This is a genomic window from Winogradskyella sp. (assembly GCF_028289625.1).
Classification (GTDB): domain Bacteria; phylum Bacteroidota; class Bacteroidia; order Flavobacteriales; family Flavobacteriaceae; genus Winogradskyella.
This window is the reverse complement of the sequence record NZ_JANQOM010000053.1, coordinates 25703-44667: the sequence shown is the minus strand read 5'-3', so window position 1 is coordinate 44667 and position 18965 is coordinate 25703. Positions and strand designations below refer to the sequence as shown.

The 18965-nt window shown below is 34.8% G+C and carries 13 protein-coding genes; 4 read left to right on the top strand and 9 right to left on the bottom strand.

What is annotated here, in order from left to right:
• Nucleotides 1-2: 2 nt before the first annotated feature.
• Both Q0992_RS10865 and Q0992_RS10860 read left to right on the top strand, forming a co-directional pair.
• Nucleotides 3-3755 carry a DUF3857 domain-containing protein gene (locus tag Q0992_RS10865; protein ID WP_299523805.1) on the top strand — a complete coding sequence of 1251 codons (3753 nt, stop codon included), beginning with the start codon at nucleotides 3-5 and terminating at the stop codon, nucleotides 3753-3755.
• A gap of 80 nt (nucleotides 3756-3835) precedes the next feature.
• A complete protein-coding gene (locus Q0992_RS10860; RefSeq protein ID WP_299523802.1) occupies nucleotides 3836-5365 on the top strand; it encodes a family 16 glycosylhydrolase in 1530 nt (509 codons plus the stop codon).
• Here the strand turns inward: Q0992_RS10860 and ribB are convergent.
• The 8 genes from ribB to pheT all read right to left on the bottom strand — a co-directional run bounded on the left by ribB (nucleotide 5362) and on the right by pheT (nucleotide 15911).
• The gene (ribB, locus tag Q0992_RS10855; RefSeq protein ID WP_299523799.1) at nucleotides 5362-6510 is read right to left on the bottom strand and encodes a 3,4-dihydroxy-2-butanone-4-phosphate synthase; all 1149 of its coding nucleotides are present in this window, start codon (nucleotides 6508-6510) and stop codon (nucleotides 5362-5364) included. The two genes, Q0992_RS10860 and ribB, sit on opposite strands and share 4 nt — an antisense overlap.
• A 31-nt stretch (nucleotides 6511-6541) precedes the next feature.
• Nucleotides 6542-8524 (bottom strand): LptF/LptG family permease, encoded by a 1983-nt coding sequence (locus Q0992_RS10850; protein ID WP_299523796.1) that lies wholly within the window; start codon nucleotides 8522-8524, stop codon nucleotides 6542-6544.
• A gap of 18 nt (nucleotides 8525-8542) precedes the next feature.
• Nucleotides 8543-9232 carry an outer membrane lipoprotein carrier protein LolA gene (locus tag Q0992_RS10845; RefSeq protein ID WP_299523793.1) on the bottom strand — a complete coding sequence of 230 codons (690 nt, stop codon included), beginning with the start codon at nucleotides 9230-9232 and terminating at the stop codon, nucleotides 8543-8545.
• A 22-nt stretch (nucleotides 9233-9254) separates the two neighbouring features.
• Nucleotides 9255-11666 carry a DNA translocase FtsK gene (locus Q0992_RS10840; protein ID WP_299523790.1) on the bottom strand — a complete coding sequence of 804 codons (2412 nt, stop codon included), beginning with the start codon at nucleotides 11664-11666 and terminating at the stop codon, nucleotides 9255-9257.
• A 25-nt stretch (nucleotides 11667-11691) separates the two neighbouring features.
• The gene (locus Q0992_RS10835) at nucleotides 11692-12465 is read right to left on the bottom strand and encodes a M15 family metallopeptidase (RefSeq protein ID WP_299523787.1); all 774 of its coding nucleotides are present in this window, start codon (nucleotides 12463-12465) and stop codon (nucleotides 11692-11694) included.
• 73 nt (nucleotides 12466-12538) lie between these two features.
• Complete coding sequence (locus Q0992_RS10830; RefSeq protein WP_299523784.1) at nucleotides 12539-12907, bottom strand: diacylglycerol kinase family protein; 369 nt, start codon at nucleotides 12905-12907, stop codon at nucleotides 12539-12541.
• 6 nt (nucleotides 12908-12913) lie between these two features.
• A complete protein-coding gene (tpx, locus tag Q0992_RS10825) occupies nucleotides 12914-13414 on the bottom strand; it encodes a thiol peroxidase (protein WP_299523781.1) in 501 nt (166 codons plus the stop codon).
• A 70-nt stretch (nucleotides 13415-13484) separates the two neighbouring features.
• Nucleotides 13485-15911 carry a phenylalanine--tRNA ligase subunit beta gene (pheT, locus tag Q0992_RS10820; protein WP_299523778.1) on the bottom strand — a complete coding sequence of 809 codons (2427 nt, stop codon included), beginning with the start codon at nucleotides 15909-15911 and terminating at the stop codon, nucleotides 13485-13487.
• 118 nt (nucleotides 15912-16029) lie between these two features.
• On the opposite strand from pheT, the gene Q0992_RS10815 reads away from it, so the two are divergent.
• Both Q0992_RS10815 and Q0992_RS10810 read left to right on the top strand, forming a co-directional pair.
• On the top strand, nucleotides 16030-17265 hold the full coding sequence (locus Q0992_RS10815; RefSeq protein WP_299523948.1) for a peroxiredoxin: 1236 nt from the start codon (nucleotides 16030-16032) through the stop codon (nucleotides 17263-17265).
• 111 nt (nucleotides 17266-17376) lie between these two features.
• The gene (locus Q0992_RS10810; protein WP_299523775.1) at nucleotides 17377-18135 is read left to right on the top strand and encodes a DUF481 domain-containing protein; all 759 of its coding nucleotides are present in this window, start codon (nucleotides 17377-17379) and stop codon (nucleotides 18133-18135) included.
• Nucleotides 18136-18199: 64 nt separating this feature from the next.
• On the opposite strand, the gene Q0992_RS10805 is transcribed toward Q0992_RS10810, so the two are convergent.
• Nucleotides 18200-18913, bottom strand: coding sequence for a class I SAM-dependent methyltransferase (locus Q0992_RS10805; protein ID WP_299523772.1), 714 nt, complete (start codon nucleotides 18911-18913; stop codon nucleotides 18200-18202).
• Nucleotides 18914-18965 lie beyond the last annotated feature (52 nt).

The following is an 18965-nucleotide window of genomic DNA, read 5'->3' as shown; positions in this document are numbered from 1 at the left end:
CAATGAAAAAATCACATTTTTTCCTATTTATTTTTTTGCTCACAATTTTTTATTCGAATGCTCAAAATAGCTATGATACGTTTTGGGATAACCTCCTAAAAAACAATCGTGAGGAAGCCGTTAAAATTCTTCACGAAGAAGAAGAGAATACCATCGAGTGGCTGGTTTTAAATGAAGTTTCTAGAATAGAAGCAGGAAAGCTAGAGCGAAATGAGAGTTTTGTAGAGCAGTTTTTAGAGCAGGAAGATTTTGAATATTTCTTATATGCTTTTTGGGGTAATCCATTCATATTTGATGATTATATAAGTAACGGTTTTAATAATCAAAATGTTAAACTCATAAATCATATAACCCCAGATAGGGTGACAAACGTTGATTTAAAAGATGCATTAATCTATATGCAATCCGTTGTAAAGCGTCATCTCAATGACTGGGAATCGTACTATGCAGATAACGAAAAAATAAATAGTATCAACGATTGGCAATATTGTGGTGTTTTCGAAAACTTAAATGAAAGTGGGATTGACAAGTTCTACAAACCTGAAGTGCAATCGGACGATGATGTGATTTTTGACGCTAGGAGTAATGGATCATTAAAATGGTATGATAAAGTAAGCAAGGGACAAGCCTATCAATTTTTTGAAAATCACGCTGAGTATGGGTCAGGAGTACATTATGCTCAAACGTTCATAACATCTCCAGTAGATCAACGAGTAATTTTACGGATAGGAAGTGGATCTGCATTTAAGATATTCTTGAATGATATCGAGATTTTTAAAAATGATAAAGATGTTAGCACAGATCTTAGTGGGTACGAATTAAAGGTAAATTTACCGAAGGGCACAAATCGTTTAGTTATTAAAAATGCCGAAAGCAACTCTTCTTCCTATTTTTTAATTTCTGTTTTCGATGAATTAAAAATGCCGATTAAGGGTTTGAATATTTCTAGTAAACCTGTCAAATATAATACTTCGAATTTGCAAGCGCTGTCGCCAGAGTTTAAAGAGAATGACTTTGAATTATATTTTAAAGAAAAAGTTAAAAAAAATAAAGAGAACTTTTTCTATCATTATGCTCTTTTCAACACCTATATAAGGAATTCAAGATATAATGAGGCAAGAGCTGTAATTATGCCATATTATGAAAAGTACCCAGAAAGTTCATTTTTGAGAAAGGCACTAATAACCACCTATAACCTTGAAAATGATGATACCTCCATAAATGAATTAAATGAGAATATAGAAAGAGACGACCCTGATTATTATTTACCAATACTTAATAAGTTGGCGAATTATAATGACTTGCTCAGAATGAGCATGACCGATTTTGAGGACTATATTAATAAGCTAAAAAAGGCCTTTGACTCCAAACTTTTTCATGCTTCTGCGGACTTCTTTTATTATGCTAGAAAGGAGAATCTTGTTGAGCTTCGTAAAGCACTAGATGCTATTCATGAAAACTCTGCCGGAAATAATAGTTTTGACCTCACATTTATCTCCCTTTATGACCAAGTATTTCAAGATCAGGATAAAACTATTGAGTTGCTTGAGATGATGATTTCTAGAACCTTCTCTATGGAGGCTGAAAATAAGTTATTAAGATATTACGAAGATAGAAATGAAAAGGAAAAATGTATTGGACTGATCACAAAATACTATGACGATTTGAAGTCAAATAACGCTTATGTTAAAAGAATAGTAAATAAACTGATTGAATATCAAAGGTATAAAGAGGCATTGCCCTATGCCAATCAGTTATTGGAAAACTTCCCTTACAGTTTTGTCGCCATGGAATTTAAAGGAGATATACTAAGACAATTAGACCAGCCTAATGAAGCCTTAAAATATTACAAAAAGGCTTTGACGCATAATAGTGGCGATTCTGGTTTAAGAAAAAAGATTTCGGATTTATCCAATAAACCTGATAATATAAAAGAATTGGTTTTGGACGATGTTTATGGTTTTGTAAAGGTGAACAGAAACAAAATTAAATCCAATAATTATGGATTTAATATTCTTCTGGATGATAGTTATATCGAAATTTATAAAGAGGGAGGTTTTAAGTATCGCTACATCTATATTTATGAGATTACATCAAATAGTGGTATAGATACATTTAAAGAATACAACTTGGGTCTAACGGGATCTTATACTATTACAAAATCAGAACTCATTAAACCAAATGGCAATATTGTGCCTGCGGACAAAAGCGGTTCAAGTCTTGTTTTTACAGATATAAGTTTAGGTGATATCGTCTATATTGATTATGAAGGAACTACGTCAACCACAGGCCATTTCTATAAGGATATTTCCGATAAGTATCAATTTTTCTCTTTTCACCCTATTGTAAAGTCTTCGGCAAAAGTTTTAATTCCAAATTCTCGAAAGCTCAACTATAAGTTTGTCAATGGTGATTTGCGACCTAAGATTGATAAGAGAAAAGAATATACGCTTTATCAATGGGAATTAGATAGTCCGACTACGCTACCTTTTGCAGAGGACTATATGCCAAACTCTGTCGATGAAGTGGGGTACTTGCATTTTAGCACAATCAATGATTGGAATGAAGTTTCGGAATGGTATTCTGATTTGGTACGTTCTAGAATAGAGGTTAATGATTTGGTTAAATCTGAGTTTAAGAAATTGTTTCCCAATGGCCATAAAAATTTGAGTGAAGATGAAAGAGCCAAAATTATTTATAATTATGTGACTTCGGACTTTAATTATAGCTATGTCAACTTTAGGCAAAGTGGTTTTATACCGCAAAAGCCCTCAAAAACCATAAATACCAAATTGGGGGATTGTAAGGATTTTTCAACATTATTTACCACTCTGGCCAAAATGGCAGATTTAAAGTCAAATCTTGTATTAATACTTACATCTGATTACGGAAGAAATGATATGGTTTTACCGAGTACCAATTTTAATCATTGCATCGTCAAGGTCATCATTGATGGCAAAGAACAGTTTTTAGAATTGACGGATAAATACTTACCTTATAAATCACTTCCTACGAGTTTGCGTGGAGCAACGGCACTAGAAATACCATTTGATTCCCAAGAAGCTAAAATACAATATGAATTATTTCATTTAGACAATATTGCTAGGGATAAATCGGAGATTAATAATATAGTAGTTGTTGGGGTTACAGAAAAAAATATGAATCTGCTTATAACGTCTAAGGTTAAAGGACATAATGCATCTTACTATAATCAAGTATTTGATGAACCCAATCCTGAGGTGATTAAAAAATCTATTTTGGATGATTATAAAGGTAAAATATTCGATGATTTTACATTAAATGATGTGTCTCAAATAGATAATAAGAATGATGATAAAATGATTTCATATACGTCTGATTTAACAATCAATAAGAAATTAAATAGTATAGGTTCAATTAAAATTTTACAGTTACCTATTATTACACATCCCTATGAAAGCTCAATTATTCAGCTTGAAAAACGAAATTTTCCAATCGATTATATTCAATATGAGTATGTGGACATCTATACAACAGATTACATTATTGATTTAGAGGGCGATAAGTCTTTCGTTGAAATACCAGAGAGTAAGGCTTTTTCATTCAAAAATCATTTTTACAATATTACTTATGATAAGCCTAAGCCAAGTCAGTTGAAAGTTTCAATTAGATGTAACACTTCAATAGAAGATATATCCCCAGAAGATTACCCTGAGTACAAAGCTTATGTTAAGGAAATTCTCGATGCTCAAGATGAGTATATAGGATTTAAATAGCTCGTCTGTACAGTTTTTGTATAGGTCAATTTCTAGTGATTAGTTTATAGTATTTCTATTTTTAGACAAAAATAGATTCTATGAAGTTAAATTACCTGCTAATATTTTTTTTCTCAATAAGTTTGTTGTTTTCACAGCAGATGCCAATCGATTTCTCAGACAGTTCGCATAATTTTAATGTTTGGGGCGGCAGTACATTCACTATTGTACCATCTCCAACAGATTCCAATAATCCTACAGGAGAGTTTTTCCGCTCAGGTTCTACATCCGAACAAGGCCATTATATTGATTTATCCCAACCAATTGATTTAGATACAGAGGATGAAATTACAATGCGATTCTATGCCTTTGACCCAAATACTCATATGGTTGTTGTTAAATTAGAGAATGGTACAAATCCCGACGTAGAGGTTAGTGTTGCCGTACCATCAAATCAAAATAATTGGTCAAACCTCACTTTTGATTTTTCAACGGTTGGTGGAAGTGGCACGTACAGCAGGTTGGTGATTAGAATAGATGATGGAAGCAACATACCAGGTGCATTTCGTATAGATGATATTAATAACGGTTCTGCTGCAAGTGACCCTCATGAACTCGATGTGATTTATACAGATTTGGTGTGGTCTGATGAGTTTGACAGCTCTATTCCAGAAGTAGTTGATGGGACAAAGTGGTATCATCAAACATTTGGACCAAATGGAGGCCAGTGGTTTAATGGAGAAGAGCAGCACTATACGGATCGTTTGGATAATTCATTTGTAGAAAATGGCTTCTTAAACATAGTGGCTAAGAACGAAAACTTAACCCAAGATGGAGTGACCTTAAATTATACTTCAGCAAGGTTAAATTCTAAGTTTGCCTTTACGTATGGCAGGGTAGATGTTAGGGCAAAATTACCAGCAGGTAATGGTACTTGGCCTGCTATATGGACACTTGGTAAAAATATTAATGAGACTGGTGCTTATTGGCAAACTCAAGGTTTTGGTACTACAACTTGGCCTGCTTGCGGCGAATTGGATGTTATGGAGCATGGCTTACATGCTACTAATGAAGTGAGTTGTGCCATACATACACCTTCTAGTTTTGGTAATACCGTAAATACCGAAACCTTTCCATTGGCAGATGTAGCTAATGATTTTCATGTCTATTCCATGAATTGGTCACCCAACCAAATAACCTTTATGATAGACGATGTTGGGTATTATACCTATAATCCTGCTGTTAAGGATGCTGATACTTGGCCATTTGATTTAGAACAGTATTTAATATTGAATGTGGCCATGGGTGGTTTTGCAGGTACTATAGATTCTAGTTTTACTGAAAGTGCTATGGTTATAGATTATGTACGTGTTTATCAAAATAATTTGGGAACTGATGAGGTTCTTGAAGATAAATTTAATATATACCCTAATCCAACATCAGATTATATCAATATAAAAACAGATGAACCAATAGACTATATAGAGCTTTACAATACTTTAGGCCAACTTATGATTAAAAGTAAAAGGAGTACCAAAAAAATTGATATTGGTAATTTAACTTCTGGTATTTATATATTAAAAATTAATTCAGAAAATCGTTCGGTAAGTAAACGGATATTAATCGATTAGTAATTAACGTAGTCCACAATTTCCAAGCCATAACCAATCATACCAACGCGTTTGGTTTGTAGGCTATTAGACATCAATCTAAGCTTACTTATTTTTAAGTCGTGAAGTATTTGGGCACCAATACCAAAGTCTTTACTATCCATAGGAATTCTTGGCGCTTTTACTAATTTGCCCTCTACCTGATTTTCTTTTAAGACCGTTAGGCGTGAGAGAAGATTCATCGATTGGGCTTGCTGATTTATAAAAATTAGGGCTCCTTTTCCTTCAGAATTGATGGCATTAAACATATCATCTAACTTCTTATCAGCATTATTGGTCAGTGTACCTAGTATATCATTATTAACCAAAGTGGCATTTACCCTTGTCAATACGGTTTCATCAGATGTCCAAGTTCCTTTAGTCAAAGCAATGTGAACCTGATTATTAGTAGTCTGTAGATACGCTCTTAATCTAAACTTTCCAAAGCGTGTTTCAACATCAAAGTCTTCTTTTTTCTCAATTAAAGAATCGTACTCCATACGATAAGCAACAAGGTCTTCGATGGATACAATTTTTAAATCAAACCTTTCGGCTACTTCCATAAGTTCTGGTAAGCGCGCCATGGTACCGTCCTCATTCATTATTTCCACTATAACACCTGCTGGTTCAAAACCAGCCAAACGAGCAAAATCGATAGCCGCTTCCGTATGGCCTGTACGTCTTAGGACACCACCTTCTTTGGCTACCAAAGGAAAAATATGACCAGGTCTTGCCAGTTCAAAAGCTTTGGTATCTCTATTAACTAGTGCTTTTACTGTTTTTGCCCTATCACTGGCAGAAATACCAGTGCTTACACCATTTCCCCTTAAATCTACTGAAACTGTAAAAGCCGTTTCCATGGGATCCGTATTGTTCCTTACCATCATATTGAGTTCTAATTCTTCACAACGATGCTCGGTAAGTGGAGTACAGATTAAACCTCTACCATGCGTAGCCATAAAATTGATCATCTCTGGAGTCACTTTTTCGGCTGCAGCTAAGAAGTCGCCTTCATTTTCACGATTTTCATCATCCACGACAATAATCACTTTACCTTGACGAATATCTTCAATAGCCTCTTCAATAGTGTTTAGTTTGGTTTGGGTATTCATGGAATTTACGGTCATCACAATGGATTTATACGTAGCAAAGATACGCTTATTTTATATTCTGAATACAACTTTGATAGAAGTCGTGCTCTATCTTATTTCTAAGAATAATATACTTTAATGGATAGAGTGGTAGCGATAATATTAAAAGAAATGGGTTGATACGCTTGTCTTTTTGACCAATGGTTTTATAAAAATTTGAATAAACATAAGCATCAACAACGACATAAATGGCAAAAAAGATAAAGGCTATTATACTTAAGCTAAGCGAAGCATCAGCTGCTACAGGTAATTTATTGTTTTTAAAAATAAAGTGTAATCCCAGCAAAGCTCCTCCAACAATAAAGCTGACTAAGCTTGTTTTTGAGTAATCTTTATAATCTTTTAATAAATGCTTTCCACGAATAAGTTTTTTATCGACATCTAGTCCTTCTTCCATTAATTTTTCGAGTGGAATATTTCTATTCAATAAGTTATGTAGCGCTATTTCCTTAGGTTTTTTATCGAGGTCATATTCACCTTGCTGTTTAATAACGTTTACCAATTCTTCAACCGAATACCTTTTGTAATAGTTATAGGATTTGGTTTCACTTTCTGAAAGTTGTAATCTGTTTTTTGGTGTGAATGCTCGTTTTAATGGTACTAAAATAGCATCAAACTGAAAGACACCTTTATCATTGGTAGCTCTTGTAGTTAAGTAGATACTTAAAGGTAACATTACTGCTGTTGAGAGCCAAGCGCCAATTATGGGACTAAAGCTCCCTTTTTCTGCACTATTCTTGGCAAAGATTCCAAAGAAATGATAGGTTAAAAATAATACTATGGCAATAACCATAGGCAAACCTATTCCCCCTTTACGGATTAATGCACCTAATGGCGCTCCCACAAAAAATAGTATAATACATGCAAAAGCTAATACAAACTTATCATGAAATGAAATAATATGTTTATTTAACCAAATAGTTTTAGACTCAAAATTTTTCTTATTGGACTCTAAAATTTGAGTTGTACTGTTTGCTGAATTTATAGCTAAATTTACAATTTGAACTTTGTTATTTGCACCGAATAGATCAAGGATTTCACCAGTGTACAAAGTGTCTTTTTTTGCTTTTTTAATATTGCGGTTAAGTGATTTATAAGTGGTACGATTATAAAGCGTAGTAGATAAAGCCCCATAATCTTTATCCCTTTCCTTTTTTAAGGTATCTATTTGTTTAGTGAGTTGTTGAATCGTCAACATACTATAACGATCCTTATAATTTTTTTCATCAAGATCTTCAGAGTTTAAGATTTCTAAATCAACATTAATGGTATAGGTGTCGAAATAGCTTTTGGCATGAGGTTTATTTTGATTTTTGCGTGCATCTCTATTTACAATTTCTTCATAGTAATTACCATTGATTAATTGTAATTGTAAAATATTCGAATCTGTTGTGCTAATTAGTTCCCCTTTTTCTGAAACTATTACTTTATAATTTCCTGATCTTGACGAACTCTTTTGATGCATTACGACGCCTTCGAGATATTGGCCTCTATCTCCAGATTTTTTATTAACCTTTATGTTAATGTTGCCAATTTCGTTAAACTGTCCTTCGGCAATTGCTAAAGCAGGCTTTACCTTAGCAATATTTCTTCTTAAGTTGTAAAAATTATACTCTCCCCAAGGAATAACGTTGTTTGCAAAAAAGAAGCAAGCTACACCAAGAGCAAAGATAAAAACACTGAGACTTCGCATGGCACGTTGTAGAGAAATCCCTGTGGATTTCATTGCTGCAAACTCATAATTCTCGGCAAAATTCCCAAATACCATTATGGACGATAATAAAATCGTTAAGGGCACCACCAAGGGAATAAGTTTTGGGATATAATACAGAATGAATTTAGCTGTAACAGAAATATCCAAGTCTTTGCCAGCGAGTTCAGAAATATAGAGCCAAACCCCTTGCAGTACAAAGATGAACATGAATATAATAAAGACGCTAAAAAACGTCCTTAAAAATGTGATAAGTATGTACCTATCAAGTATTTTCACATATAAGCGTTTAAAACCTTAATCGATTCTGTTTATAAAGTAATCTTGGTATTTACTTTCGTCAAATGTAAATAAGGTTTTTGAGATAGGCTGATCGGTTTGAAAAGAATTAACAGTTAATGTTGTTTTCGTTCCATTTTTACCGACTTCAATAAGATTGTAGATGTGTTTGGTAGTTGCATCAATACCCAATAACACATGTTTTATTTCAGAATTGGTATCCATAGGACTCAATTTAACGTATTGAATCTTTCGGCCTTTTACATTTTGAACGATATCCATTTTAAATGTATAACCTTCTTCATAAAATGATAACATTTTACTCGGAGTTATAGTACCTTCATCTTCCGTGTTATCTGATGAAATGGTAACTTCTTCATCTTCAGGACTTATTGTATATAAGGTCTTACCATCATAAATTCTAGTTACTCCCAAAATATTAAGCTTGTACTTTTCTCCTTCAATAACTACATCACCTCTTGTCTCTTGCTTAATGTTTTCGCTTACATTATTAAGCTCGTATTTAAAGTCCAAACTTATGTTTCTATAAGTTTTGATTTTGCTGCCTACCTCATCAAGTAGAGCCTCTGCTTTTGCATCACTCTGGGCAAAACCTATCATTCCTAATCCTAAAAATACTAGAATAAATACTCTTTTACTCACAAGATTTCTATTTTTCTTATTGCGTTTGTGAATCTTAGATTTCATTTTGTTTGTCTATGTTGTAATGTTATGGTTTTTCATTTTCTAATAATTGATCCAAAGCTACTAAATCTGGCACTAATACCTGCCTAGCTTTACTACCTTCAAAAGGACCAACTATACCTGCGGCTTCTAATTGATCTATTAATCTTCCTGCTCTGTTATAACCCAGTTTTAGTTTACGTTGCAATAAAGAAGCCGAACCTTGTTGTGCTGTCACAATGATTTCTGCGGCCTCCCTAAATAACTTATCTCTATCTGAGATATCTATATCAAGATTTGTGCCACCCTCTTCACCAACATATTCTGGTAATAAATGTGCATCTGGATACGCTTTTTGACTGCCAATAAACTCTGTAATTCTTTCAACTTCTGGTGTATCTACAAACGCACATTGAAGTCGTATTAAGTCGTTACCCTGCGTATAGAGCATATCACCACGACCAATCAACTGATCTGCGCCAGAACCATCCAAGATGGTACGCGAATCAATTTTACTAGTCACTCTAAATGCGATACGTGCCGGAAAATTCGCTTTTATAATACCTGTAATGACATTTACCGAAGGGCGCTGTGTAGCGATAATAAGGTGGATGCCAATGGCACGTGCCAATTGCGCTAATCTAGCGATTGGTGTTTCTACCTCCTTGCCAGCAGTCATGATAAGGTCAGCAAATTCATCAACTACTAGTACAATGTAGGGCAAAAACTTATGACCGTCATTTGGATTAAGTTTTCGAGCTTTAAACTTGGCATTATACTCTGCAATGTTTCTACAAAATGCATTTTTGAGCATATCATAGCGATTGTCCATCTCAATACACAACGAATTCAGTGTATTTATAACCTTGGTATTATCGGTAATTATGGCGTCTTCGCTATCTGGAAGCTTAGCTAAATAGTGACGTTCTATCTTATTGAATAAAGTCAACTCCACTTTCTTTGGGTCGACAAGTACAAACTTTACTTCCGCCGGATGTTTTTTATACAACAGTGATGTTAATACAGCATTTAAACCAACAGATTTTCCTTGCCCTGTGGCTCCAGCCATAAGCAAATGTGGCATTTTGGCTAAATCAACGACAAAGGTTTCATTGCTAATGGTCTTACCAAAGGCAATTGGTAACTGCATTTTGGATTGCTGAAACTTCTGAGAGGCTATCACCGAACGCATAGAGACAATGGTGGCTTTTTTATTAGGAACTTCAATACCAATAGTACCTTTGCCAGGAATAGGTGCAATGATTCTGATTCCCAATGCCGAAAGGGATAAAGCAATATCATCCTCAAGGTTTTTAATTTTTGAAATTCGAATTCCTGCATCCGGAACGATTTCATAAAGCGTCACCGTTGGGCCAATAGTCGCTTTAATGCTTGTAATCCCTATTTTATAATTGTTTAAGGTTTCTACAATACGATTTTTATTTTCTTCAAGCTCTTCTTGGTCAATAGAAATACCTTCATTATCATATTTTTTGAGTAAGTCTAAATGTGGAAATTGATAGTTGCTCAATTCCAGTGTAGGATCAAATTGTCCAAAATCTTCAACCAATTTATCCGCAAGATTGTCCGTTTCAGACTTTTCCTCAGCGACCGCTTCAACTTCAACCTTTAAACCTGATGTGTCAATTGCTTTTTTATCGATCTCTATCTTAAGACTTTCAGTACCCTCTTTAGGTTTAGAGTGGTTGCTTATTGTTGGTTCTTGTTTGTCGAGTTGAATTTCAAACGCAGATTTTATAGCTTCAGCTTCTTCGGTAAGACTGTTATCGACAACAATAGGCGGTTGTTCATTTTCAGAATTTAAAGACGAGTCATTCTTCAAATCTTTTTTGGCACTGCGAAATATATTGACAAAGGTATCACCAGTAACCTTAAACCTAATTGCTAAATAGGCAATAAGTCCAAATAACAATAATAAAGCAGTGCCAATTTTACCTATATAATCTTGAAAGAAATGATTCATTTCAAAACCTATGGTACCACCTAACATATCGTATTTGTGAGTAAAAAAACCAAAGAATATAGAGAGCCATATAACAATTAGAGTTCCCCAAACCCAATGCTTTCTTAGTTTTGTTTTCTTTAGATTTAGAGTAACATAAACACCTGACAGAAAAATTAAACCTGAGAATATAAACGAAGGTAAACCAAATCCCTTACTTATAAATAGTTCGCTAATCCAGGCGCCCAATTGACTTGCCCAGTTTTTATAAGCGTCTGAGCGTTCTGGGAAAGTGCTGAGTGCACTTTGATCTTCCTTCCCAGTGAAAATGAAAGATAAAAACGAGATAAAAAGTAGAACACCCAGTATAATCAATAAGCTTCCAAAAATAAGCTTCTGTTGATTTGATAACTTAAAAGAAGGCTTTCTTAATCTTGTTTTGGGCTTAGCCTTTGCTTTGGTAGCTCTTTGCTTTTTAGTTGTTTTTTTTGCCATATATATCTTCCAACAAAACGGAAGTTTAATTATAATTTATCGCTTTTTCAGAAATGCCATTCACATAATTTTCAATGATATGAAGCTGCGAGACTAATTCCGAGCCTTTAAATCCTGATATATCCTTTTCGCCAATATTGGCATTGTAAAATGCTAGATATTGACTTGCTAAAGGTAAATACGACCAATGCCATTTTTCTAATTGGTATCCCGTTCTACCATTAGTTTTCTCAGTATAAACTTGATAAAAACCAAAACTATTGGCATTAGCCATTAACCATTTGTGCTCTTTTAATCCTTTTCCGCTGTTAAAATACGAATTATTTAAACTATTCAAATCAATATCAGTTCCCCAGTGATGTCGCGATGTACTAGGCATAGAGCTATATTCCAAAATTTTCAAAGCACGTTCTTTTGGATTAAGATTTTTATACGCACTCCATTTGCGTTTCCAAATCGCTTTTTGTTCATAAAAATTCCGAGTTCCAGAAATGATTTTGAATGAAATACCGTCTTTGGTAGCAGCATCACACATTTGCAGAAACGCTCTGTAAACTTCGTCTTTTAAATAAATCGTTTTGTTTGCATACTTTGTGCTCACCTTTACAAATGTAGAATCAACTTTGTAATCGAATTTCCCTAAAACAAAATCCTTTGAGATATTCAAAGTGTCTTTTTCGATAGTATCTATAGTATCCTTGGTTATTTCAATAGTCTCGATGATAACAGTATCTTTAGTTTTAGCATTGCAACCCATTAAGAAATAGCCTAGAAAAAGAATTAGCACCAACAACTTCATTTTAAGATGTACTATTAAATTAAAAGTGGAATAAAGCCACTCTTTTGTAACGTTTATTTGAATGGTTTTGGTATTAAAAAAGTTTAGGAAAATAGATGATACAGCCAACGATAACAGCAACTACAGCGGCAATAAAAACTGCACCAGCAGAGATATCTTTAATTAGTCCAATTTTTGGATGATGATCGGGATGAATAAAATCCGCTATATATTCAACCGCTGTATTAACACCTTCTATACTCATAACCAATCCTATCATAGCGATTTGTACCATCCATTCCGTTGAAGAAATCTCAAAATAAAAACCAGCAATAGTCACGGCAATAGCAATAAGGACTTGTGTTTTTATGCTAGACTCTGTTCTTATAAGAATGAGCATGCCCTTAAAGGCAAAACCTACACTTTTAAGCCTATTGACAATAAAGGGTTCTTTTTTTTGCATAAAAAGTTATGCTAGACTCTCAATAGCAGCATCATAGTTAGGTTCATCTGCAATTTCAGAAACCTGTTCCGTATGTAGAATCGTACCGTCTGTATCAATAACAACGATACATCGCGATAGTAATGTTTCAAAGGCACCAGTGGTAAACGTTAATCCGTAGTCATTACCGAACTGACCTGTTTTATAATCAGATAAGCTCTCTACATTTTCTATACCTTCGGCACCACAAAAGCGCGCCATAGCAAAAGGAAGGTCTTTCGAAATGCATAATACTTTAGTGTTATCTAATTGACTTGCCTTTTCGTTGAATGTCCTTATAGATTGTGCGCAAGTACCAGTATCAACACTTGGGAAAATGTTTAATACCAATCGTACATCTGTATAATCAGCGTTGGTTTTGTCTGTTAAATCCGTACCTGTGAGTTTAAAATCAGGTGCTTTGCTACCAATTGCCGGTAAGTTTCCTATTGTTTCTACTGGAGTACCTCCAAGTGTTACATTTGCCATTTTTTGATGTTTTAAGTTTTGTTAAAAATAAAAAAAGGGTTTGTGATAAGTGTAAAGAAAATGATAATGTTTATCGTAATTCTGCACCAAGCTTGGATTCAAAATTAGCCTGTAGCTTAGACATTATCTTATCAATCTGTTTATCAGTTAAGGTTTTATGTTCGTCTTGTAAGGTGAAGCTCACCGCATAACTCTTTTTACCAGCAGGTAGGTTCTTGCCTTCGTAAACATCAAATAAATTTACATTTTTAAGCAATTGTTTTTCAGTTTGTTTAGCTATGGTGTGGATATCTTCAAAAGTCACAGCATTGTCTAGCAATAGTGCAAAATCCCTGCGTACTTCAGGATATTTCGGAATCTCACTAAACTTAATCTTGTTATGCTGTGCCATTTCCAAGACATTGTCCCAATTAAAATCGGCAAATAGTACATTTTGCGAAATGCCAAAGTGTTTCAACACTGATTTCTTTACCAATCCAAAATTGACCAAGGTTTTCTTTCCAAGTGAAAGGCTCATCCCTTCACTTAAAACCCCAGAATTGGTTGGTGCAGATTTTAAACGGTTTAAACCTAAACGCTGTAAAACAGTTTCAATAATCCCTTTTAGATAGAAAAAGTTGCTAGATTTTGTTTCAGAATTCCAACGTTTTTCGGTTTTATTTCCAGAAACAAATAGCGATAAGTGTTTGTGCTCTTTGCGGTTTTCTGAGTATTGATGATATGTTTTACCAAATTCAAATAGCTTTAAGTCATTACGCTTTCTATTGATGTTGTGAGATACCGCTTCTAACCCAGAGAATAATAGCGACTGGCGCATCACTTCCAAATCATTACTTAACGGATTTAATATCTGAACATTGTGTTCTGATTGTAAATCCTCACTTAATTCAATGTATTTAGGGGACGTTAAAGAGTTTGCCATAATCTCATAAAAGCCTTGTGAGGCTAGCTGATTGCCAATCACATTCTGAAGTTTATAGTCTTCAAATCTATTGGAATTGGATATGGAAGCATTTAGTTTTTCAGTGGTGCCGATGTTATTATAACCGTAAATTCTTAGGATTTCCTCAATAATATCAGCTTCGCGCTGTACGTCATTTCTGTAAGCCGGTACAGTAAGTCCTAATCCGGTTTCAGTAACGTTATTCACTTTTATTTCTAAGGATGTTAAAATACTTTTGATGGTCTCTCTAGGAATCTCTTCACCAATTAATTTCTTAGCATTCTCAAAACTTAAGCGCACTTGAAAATCTTCGATTTTATTTGGGTAAGCATCCGAAATATCACTTGTAATTTCCCCACCAGCAATTTCAGTTATCAACAAAGCAGCGCGTTTTAGCGCATATTCGGTGATATTAGGATCAACACCTCTTTCAAACCTAAATGATGCATCCGTATTTAGTCCATGGCGCTTGGCTGTTTTTCTAATACTCACAGGGTCAAAATAAGCACTCTCCAGGAATATATTCACCGTATTTTCGGTAACACCAGAATCGATACCACCAAAAACACCAGCAATGCACATCGGTTTTTCAGCATCACAGATCATCAAATCATCCTCATGTAATTCTCTAACTGTTTCATCAAGTGTAGTAAACTTAGTACCAGTCTTGCAGGTTTTTACTAAAACTTTATTACCTGAAATTTTATTGGCATCAAAGGCATGCAAAGGTTGCCCCAGTTCGTGTAACACATAGTTGGTAATATCTACAATATTGTTGATGGGTGATAAGCCAATGGACTTCAGTCGATGCTGCAACCAATTAGGAGATGTTTCCACTTTAACACCAGAAATCGTCACTCCGCAGTAGCGTGGACATTTTTCTTTGTCCTTAACGTCCACATCAATCTTTAAGGATCTTGTGTCTACGTGATACGACATTACCGATGGTGTAATGAGCTCTAGCGCAATTTCTTTTTGTAACAGACCAGCTTTCAAATCGCGTGCTACACCATAATGGCTCATAGCATCGGCACGATTGGGTGTTAAACCAATTTCAAAGACATCATCATTCTCAATATCGAAGATTTCCGCTGCTAGTGTGCCTACTTTGAGTTTTTTGTCTAAAACCATAATCCCATCGTGCGATTCACCAAGACCTAATTCATCTTCAGCGCAAATCATACCAAAGCTTTCCTCACCACGAATCTTTCCTTTTTTGATCTTCCATGCTTCACCATCAGCAGAATATAGGGTAGTGCCAATAGTCGCTACAGGCACTTTTTGTCCTGCTGCAACATTAGGCGCACCGCAAACAATCTGTACAGGTTCGTCATCTCCAATGTTCACTGTGGTGACTTTTAGGCGATCGGCATTAGGATGTTGCTCACAGGTTAAGACTTCACCAACCACAACACCTTTTAATCCACCTTTTACGGATTCGTAACGTTCAATTCCCTCTATTTCTAAGCCAAGATCCGTAAGTAGTTCACCAGTTTTTTCAGCGTCCCAATCTATCTTTATAAACTGCTTAAGCCAGTTGAATGATATCTTCATAATTTCAGTTCAATGAAGCTACAAAGATAAAAATACTTGTCGCTAAATGAAATGAAGCTTTGCTTTTTTATGTAAGGTAAATGTTGTTATTTCGAACTTCATACAAACCCATATTATGATGCGATATTTTTTAGGTCTTTTGGTTGTGTTGATTGCGATTTCTTGTAAAAATGAAACAGCTAAAGCGAATAAGTTAAAAGTTGGAACTTACCGAGCTGTTTTAGAAGTTCAAGATAATGAAGAATTACCCTTTGTTTTTGAAGTAGAATCAGAAAACAAGTTAAAAATATTTAATGCCGAAGAAGTCATAGAGGTGGACGAAATTGAATATCGTAACGATTCAATTTTTATTACTACACCAGTATTTGAAGGTTATATAGCAGCTACATTTCATGGTGATAACCTAAAGGGAAGCTTTATTAAAGAAAGCTTAGATCGCGTAGTGCCGTTTTTTGCTGAATATGGTAGACCTAGCCCTGCACTTCGATTTGAAGCATCTACAAAGCCAGAATTTGATGTCTCGGGAGTTTGGGAAACTGTATTTAGTCAAGGTATTGAAGGTGATGAATATATCGCTAAAGGGATATTTGAGCAACAAGGTGAAAAAGTTACGGGTACTTTTAGAACCACAACTGGTGATTACCGTTATCTTGAAGGTGTAATGGATGGTGATACTATGAAACTTTCCACCTTCGATGGTGCACATGCTTTTTTATTCACGGCAAAAGTAAGCGATTCCACTATGGAAGGTACTTTTTATTCTGGGAATCACTGGAAAGAACCTTTTGTAGGCAAACGCAATGAAAATTATGAATTGCCTAGTGCTAATGAACTTACCTTTTTAAAGGAAGGTTACGATAGTATTGATTTCACATTCCCTAATACGTCTGATGAAATGGTAAGCCTAAAGGACTATCGATTTAAAGACAAAGTGGTCATTGTACAGATTATGGGCACTTGGTGCCCAAACTGTTTGGATGAAAGCAAATACTACGCTGATTATTACCAAAAGAACAAGGGTAAGGATGTTGAGTTTATTGCCTTGGCCTTTGAATATGCCAAGGATAAGGAAACCGCATATAGCCGTATTAACCGTTTACAATCTAAAATTGGTATTGACTACCCAATACTTTTGGCACAGTTTGGCACCTCGAATAAAACCAAGGCTCAGGAAAAATTGCCGATGTTGAATCATGTGTTATCATACCCAACCTCCATTTTTATTGATAAAAAGGGAAAGGTTCGTAAAATACACACTGGTTTTAATGGTCCGGCTACTGGAGAAAAATACACTGAGTTTAAAACCGAATTTGAAAACTTCGTGGCTGAGTTATTAAATGAGGGCAAACCTTAATCTCCCTCTAAAGAAAACGTTATCGTAAAATTTTAAGGCCATTTAAGGGTAATCCTTGGCAATTAAATATCTTCGCATTGTATTTGGAAGTATAATTTCAGTTACTGTGGCATGAAAAAGATAGTATGCATTTTATTGTGGTTCCCTCTGTTGTTGTCGGCACAAATCAATGAAAGTGATTCGCTAAAGATTAAAGCCGATTTATCCTTAACCGGTTTTTGGCAAGGTGGTAATGTAGAAACCTTAATTTTTAGAGCTAAATCTGGTGTCACGTATAAGCCTTGGAAAAAATGGGTGGTGAAGACCCAAAACTCGTATGTCTACCAAGAGTTTGGTAAAGAAAAGGCAGATGCCGATTTTTTAAGCCTCAACTTTTTATATTTCAATCCTGAGAAAAAAATTTATCCACAGATTTTAGGCTTTTTAAGTACCAATTTTAGACGAGAAATCAGCTCGCGATCGTTGATAGGAGCTGGATTTACTTGGCAAGCTTATAAAAAGAATAAAAACTGGCTCAAGTTTTCGCTCACTAGTGAGTACGAACAAACCAATTTTGATAATACCGATTTTAATATCGATGATTACGATAGTAGTGACGAAATTAACACCTTCCGTGGTACGGTTTGGGTGAACGGTAAATACCACCTCTTTAAAGAAAAAGTCATCATTACCCACGAAAGTTATATACAACCGTCTTTAGAGGAAACTAACAATTACCGTTGGCAAGCCGATTTTGGTCTTGAATTCCCTATTTGGAAGTTCCTCAACTTTAAGATTAATTACCTTCATACCTTTGAGAGTATTGTTGTAGAAGGCCAAAAACGCGAAGACCAATTTTTAACCTTTGGCTTCACCTTGAAGAGTTATTAGGTATTTTCAGTAGTAATTGTTCTTAATATACCATAAGATTAAATTGCTGAAATTTGCCTTTTCTTTACTTGGCTTTAATGATATACTGATAGGGTAATAAATCCACATTAACCACAAAGTTGGTATAGCCTGCTTCTTTTAGCTCTGCTATTACAACATCAATAGATATTTTGTGATTGGCTGGTGGACCCACAGGCGCTTCTGTCTTAAAGAAATCAATAATTACCAATTCTCCATCCTCTTTGGTTCCCATTTTTACTTTTGAAAAATAATCGCTTCTATTTTCTATATGGTGGTAGGTGTTAACTATTAGTACCATATCGACTTCACTTTCTTTAAGGTTAGGGGAGTTGTAAGGTATTTTGCGAGTTTCTATATGCTTTAAATTATCAGTGTCGATTCGGTCTTGTATAAAATTTAGGAATTCGTCATCCACGTCGGCAGCAATAACTGTTGCTCCTTTTTCTGCCAACTTCACGGAAAAGTAGCCAGAACCAGCACCAATATCCATTATTTTGTATCCTTGTAAATCACCTAAATAATTCAATACTTTTTCAGGTTTTTGATAATCATCTCTTTCAGGCGATTCGAACCGTTCAATTAAATCCTTTACGGGAGTTTGGTGCATAAACTCATTAGCTGGGCCATGCTTCTTCGCATGTTTATCTCCATGGTGTTTATCACTGTGTTCTTTTAATTGGTCTGTAGCTGTTTCGTGATGGTTATTGTGACATCCTAGACATAGAAACAAGGCAGCTATAACAACTATTTTGTTCATTGCGATATTCTCTTAAGATTAATTCTGATTAAGTGGGTTTTGTGCATGAATT

Excerpts from the sequence above, each read along its gene's own strand:
- ribB (WP_299523799.1), bottom strand. The coding sequence starts at position 6,510 with ATGACCGTAAATTCCATGAATACCCAAACCAAACTAAACACTATTGAA.
- Q0992_RS10815 (WP_299523948.1), top strand. The coding sequence starts at position 16,030 with ATGCGATATTTTTTAGGTCTTTTGGTTGTGTTGATTGCGATTTCTTGT.
- pheT (WP_299523778.1), bottom strand. The coding sequence starts at position 15,911 with ATGAAGATATCATTCAACTGGCTTAAGCAGTTTATAAAGATAGATTGG.
- tpx (WP_299523781.1), bottom strand. The coding sequence starts at position 13,414 with ATGGCAAATGTAACACTTGGAGGTACTCCAGTAGAAACAATAGGAAAC.
- Q0992_RS10860 (WP_299523802.1), top strand. The coding sequence starts at position 3,836 with ATGAAGTTAAATTACCTGCTAATATTTTTTTTCTCAATAAGTTTGTTG.
- Q0992_RS10845 (WP_299523793.1), bottom strand. The coding sequence starts at position 9,232 with ATGAAATCTAAGATTCACAAACGCAATAAGAAAAATAGAAATCTTGTG.
- Q0992_RS10840 (WP_299523790.1), bottom strand. The coding sequence starts at position 11,666 with ATGGCAAAAAAAACAACTAAAAAGCAAAGAGCTACCAAAGCAAAGGCT.
- Q0992_RS10805 (WP_299523772.1), bottom strand. The coding sequence starts at position 18,913 with ATGAACAAAATAGTTGTTATAGCTGCCTTGTTTCTATGTCTAGGATGT.
- Q0992_RS10830 (WP_299523784.1), bottom strand. The coding sequence starts at position 12,907 with ATGCAAAAAAAAGAACCCTTTATTGTCAATAGGCTTAAAAGTGTAGGT.
- Q0992_RS10810 (WP_299523775.1), top strand. The coding sequence starts at position 17,377 with ATGAAAAAGATAGTATGCATTTTATTGTGGTTCCCTCTGTTGTTGTCG.
- Q0992_RS10835 (WP_299523787.1), bottom strand. The coding sequence starts at position 12,465 with ATGAAGTTGTTGGTGCTAATTCTTTTTCTAGGCTATTTCTTAATGGGT.
- Q0992_RS10865 (WP_299523805.1), top strand. The coding sequence starts at position 3 with ATGAAAAAATCACATTTTTTCCTATTTATTTTTTTGCTCACAATTTTT.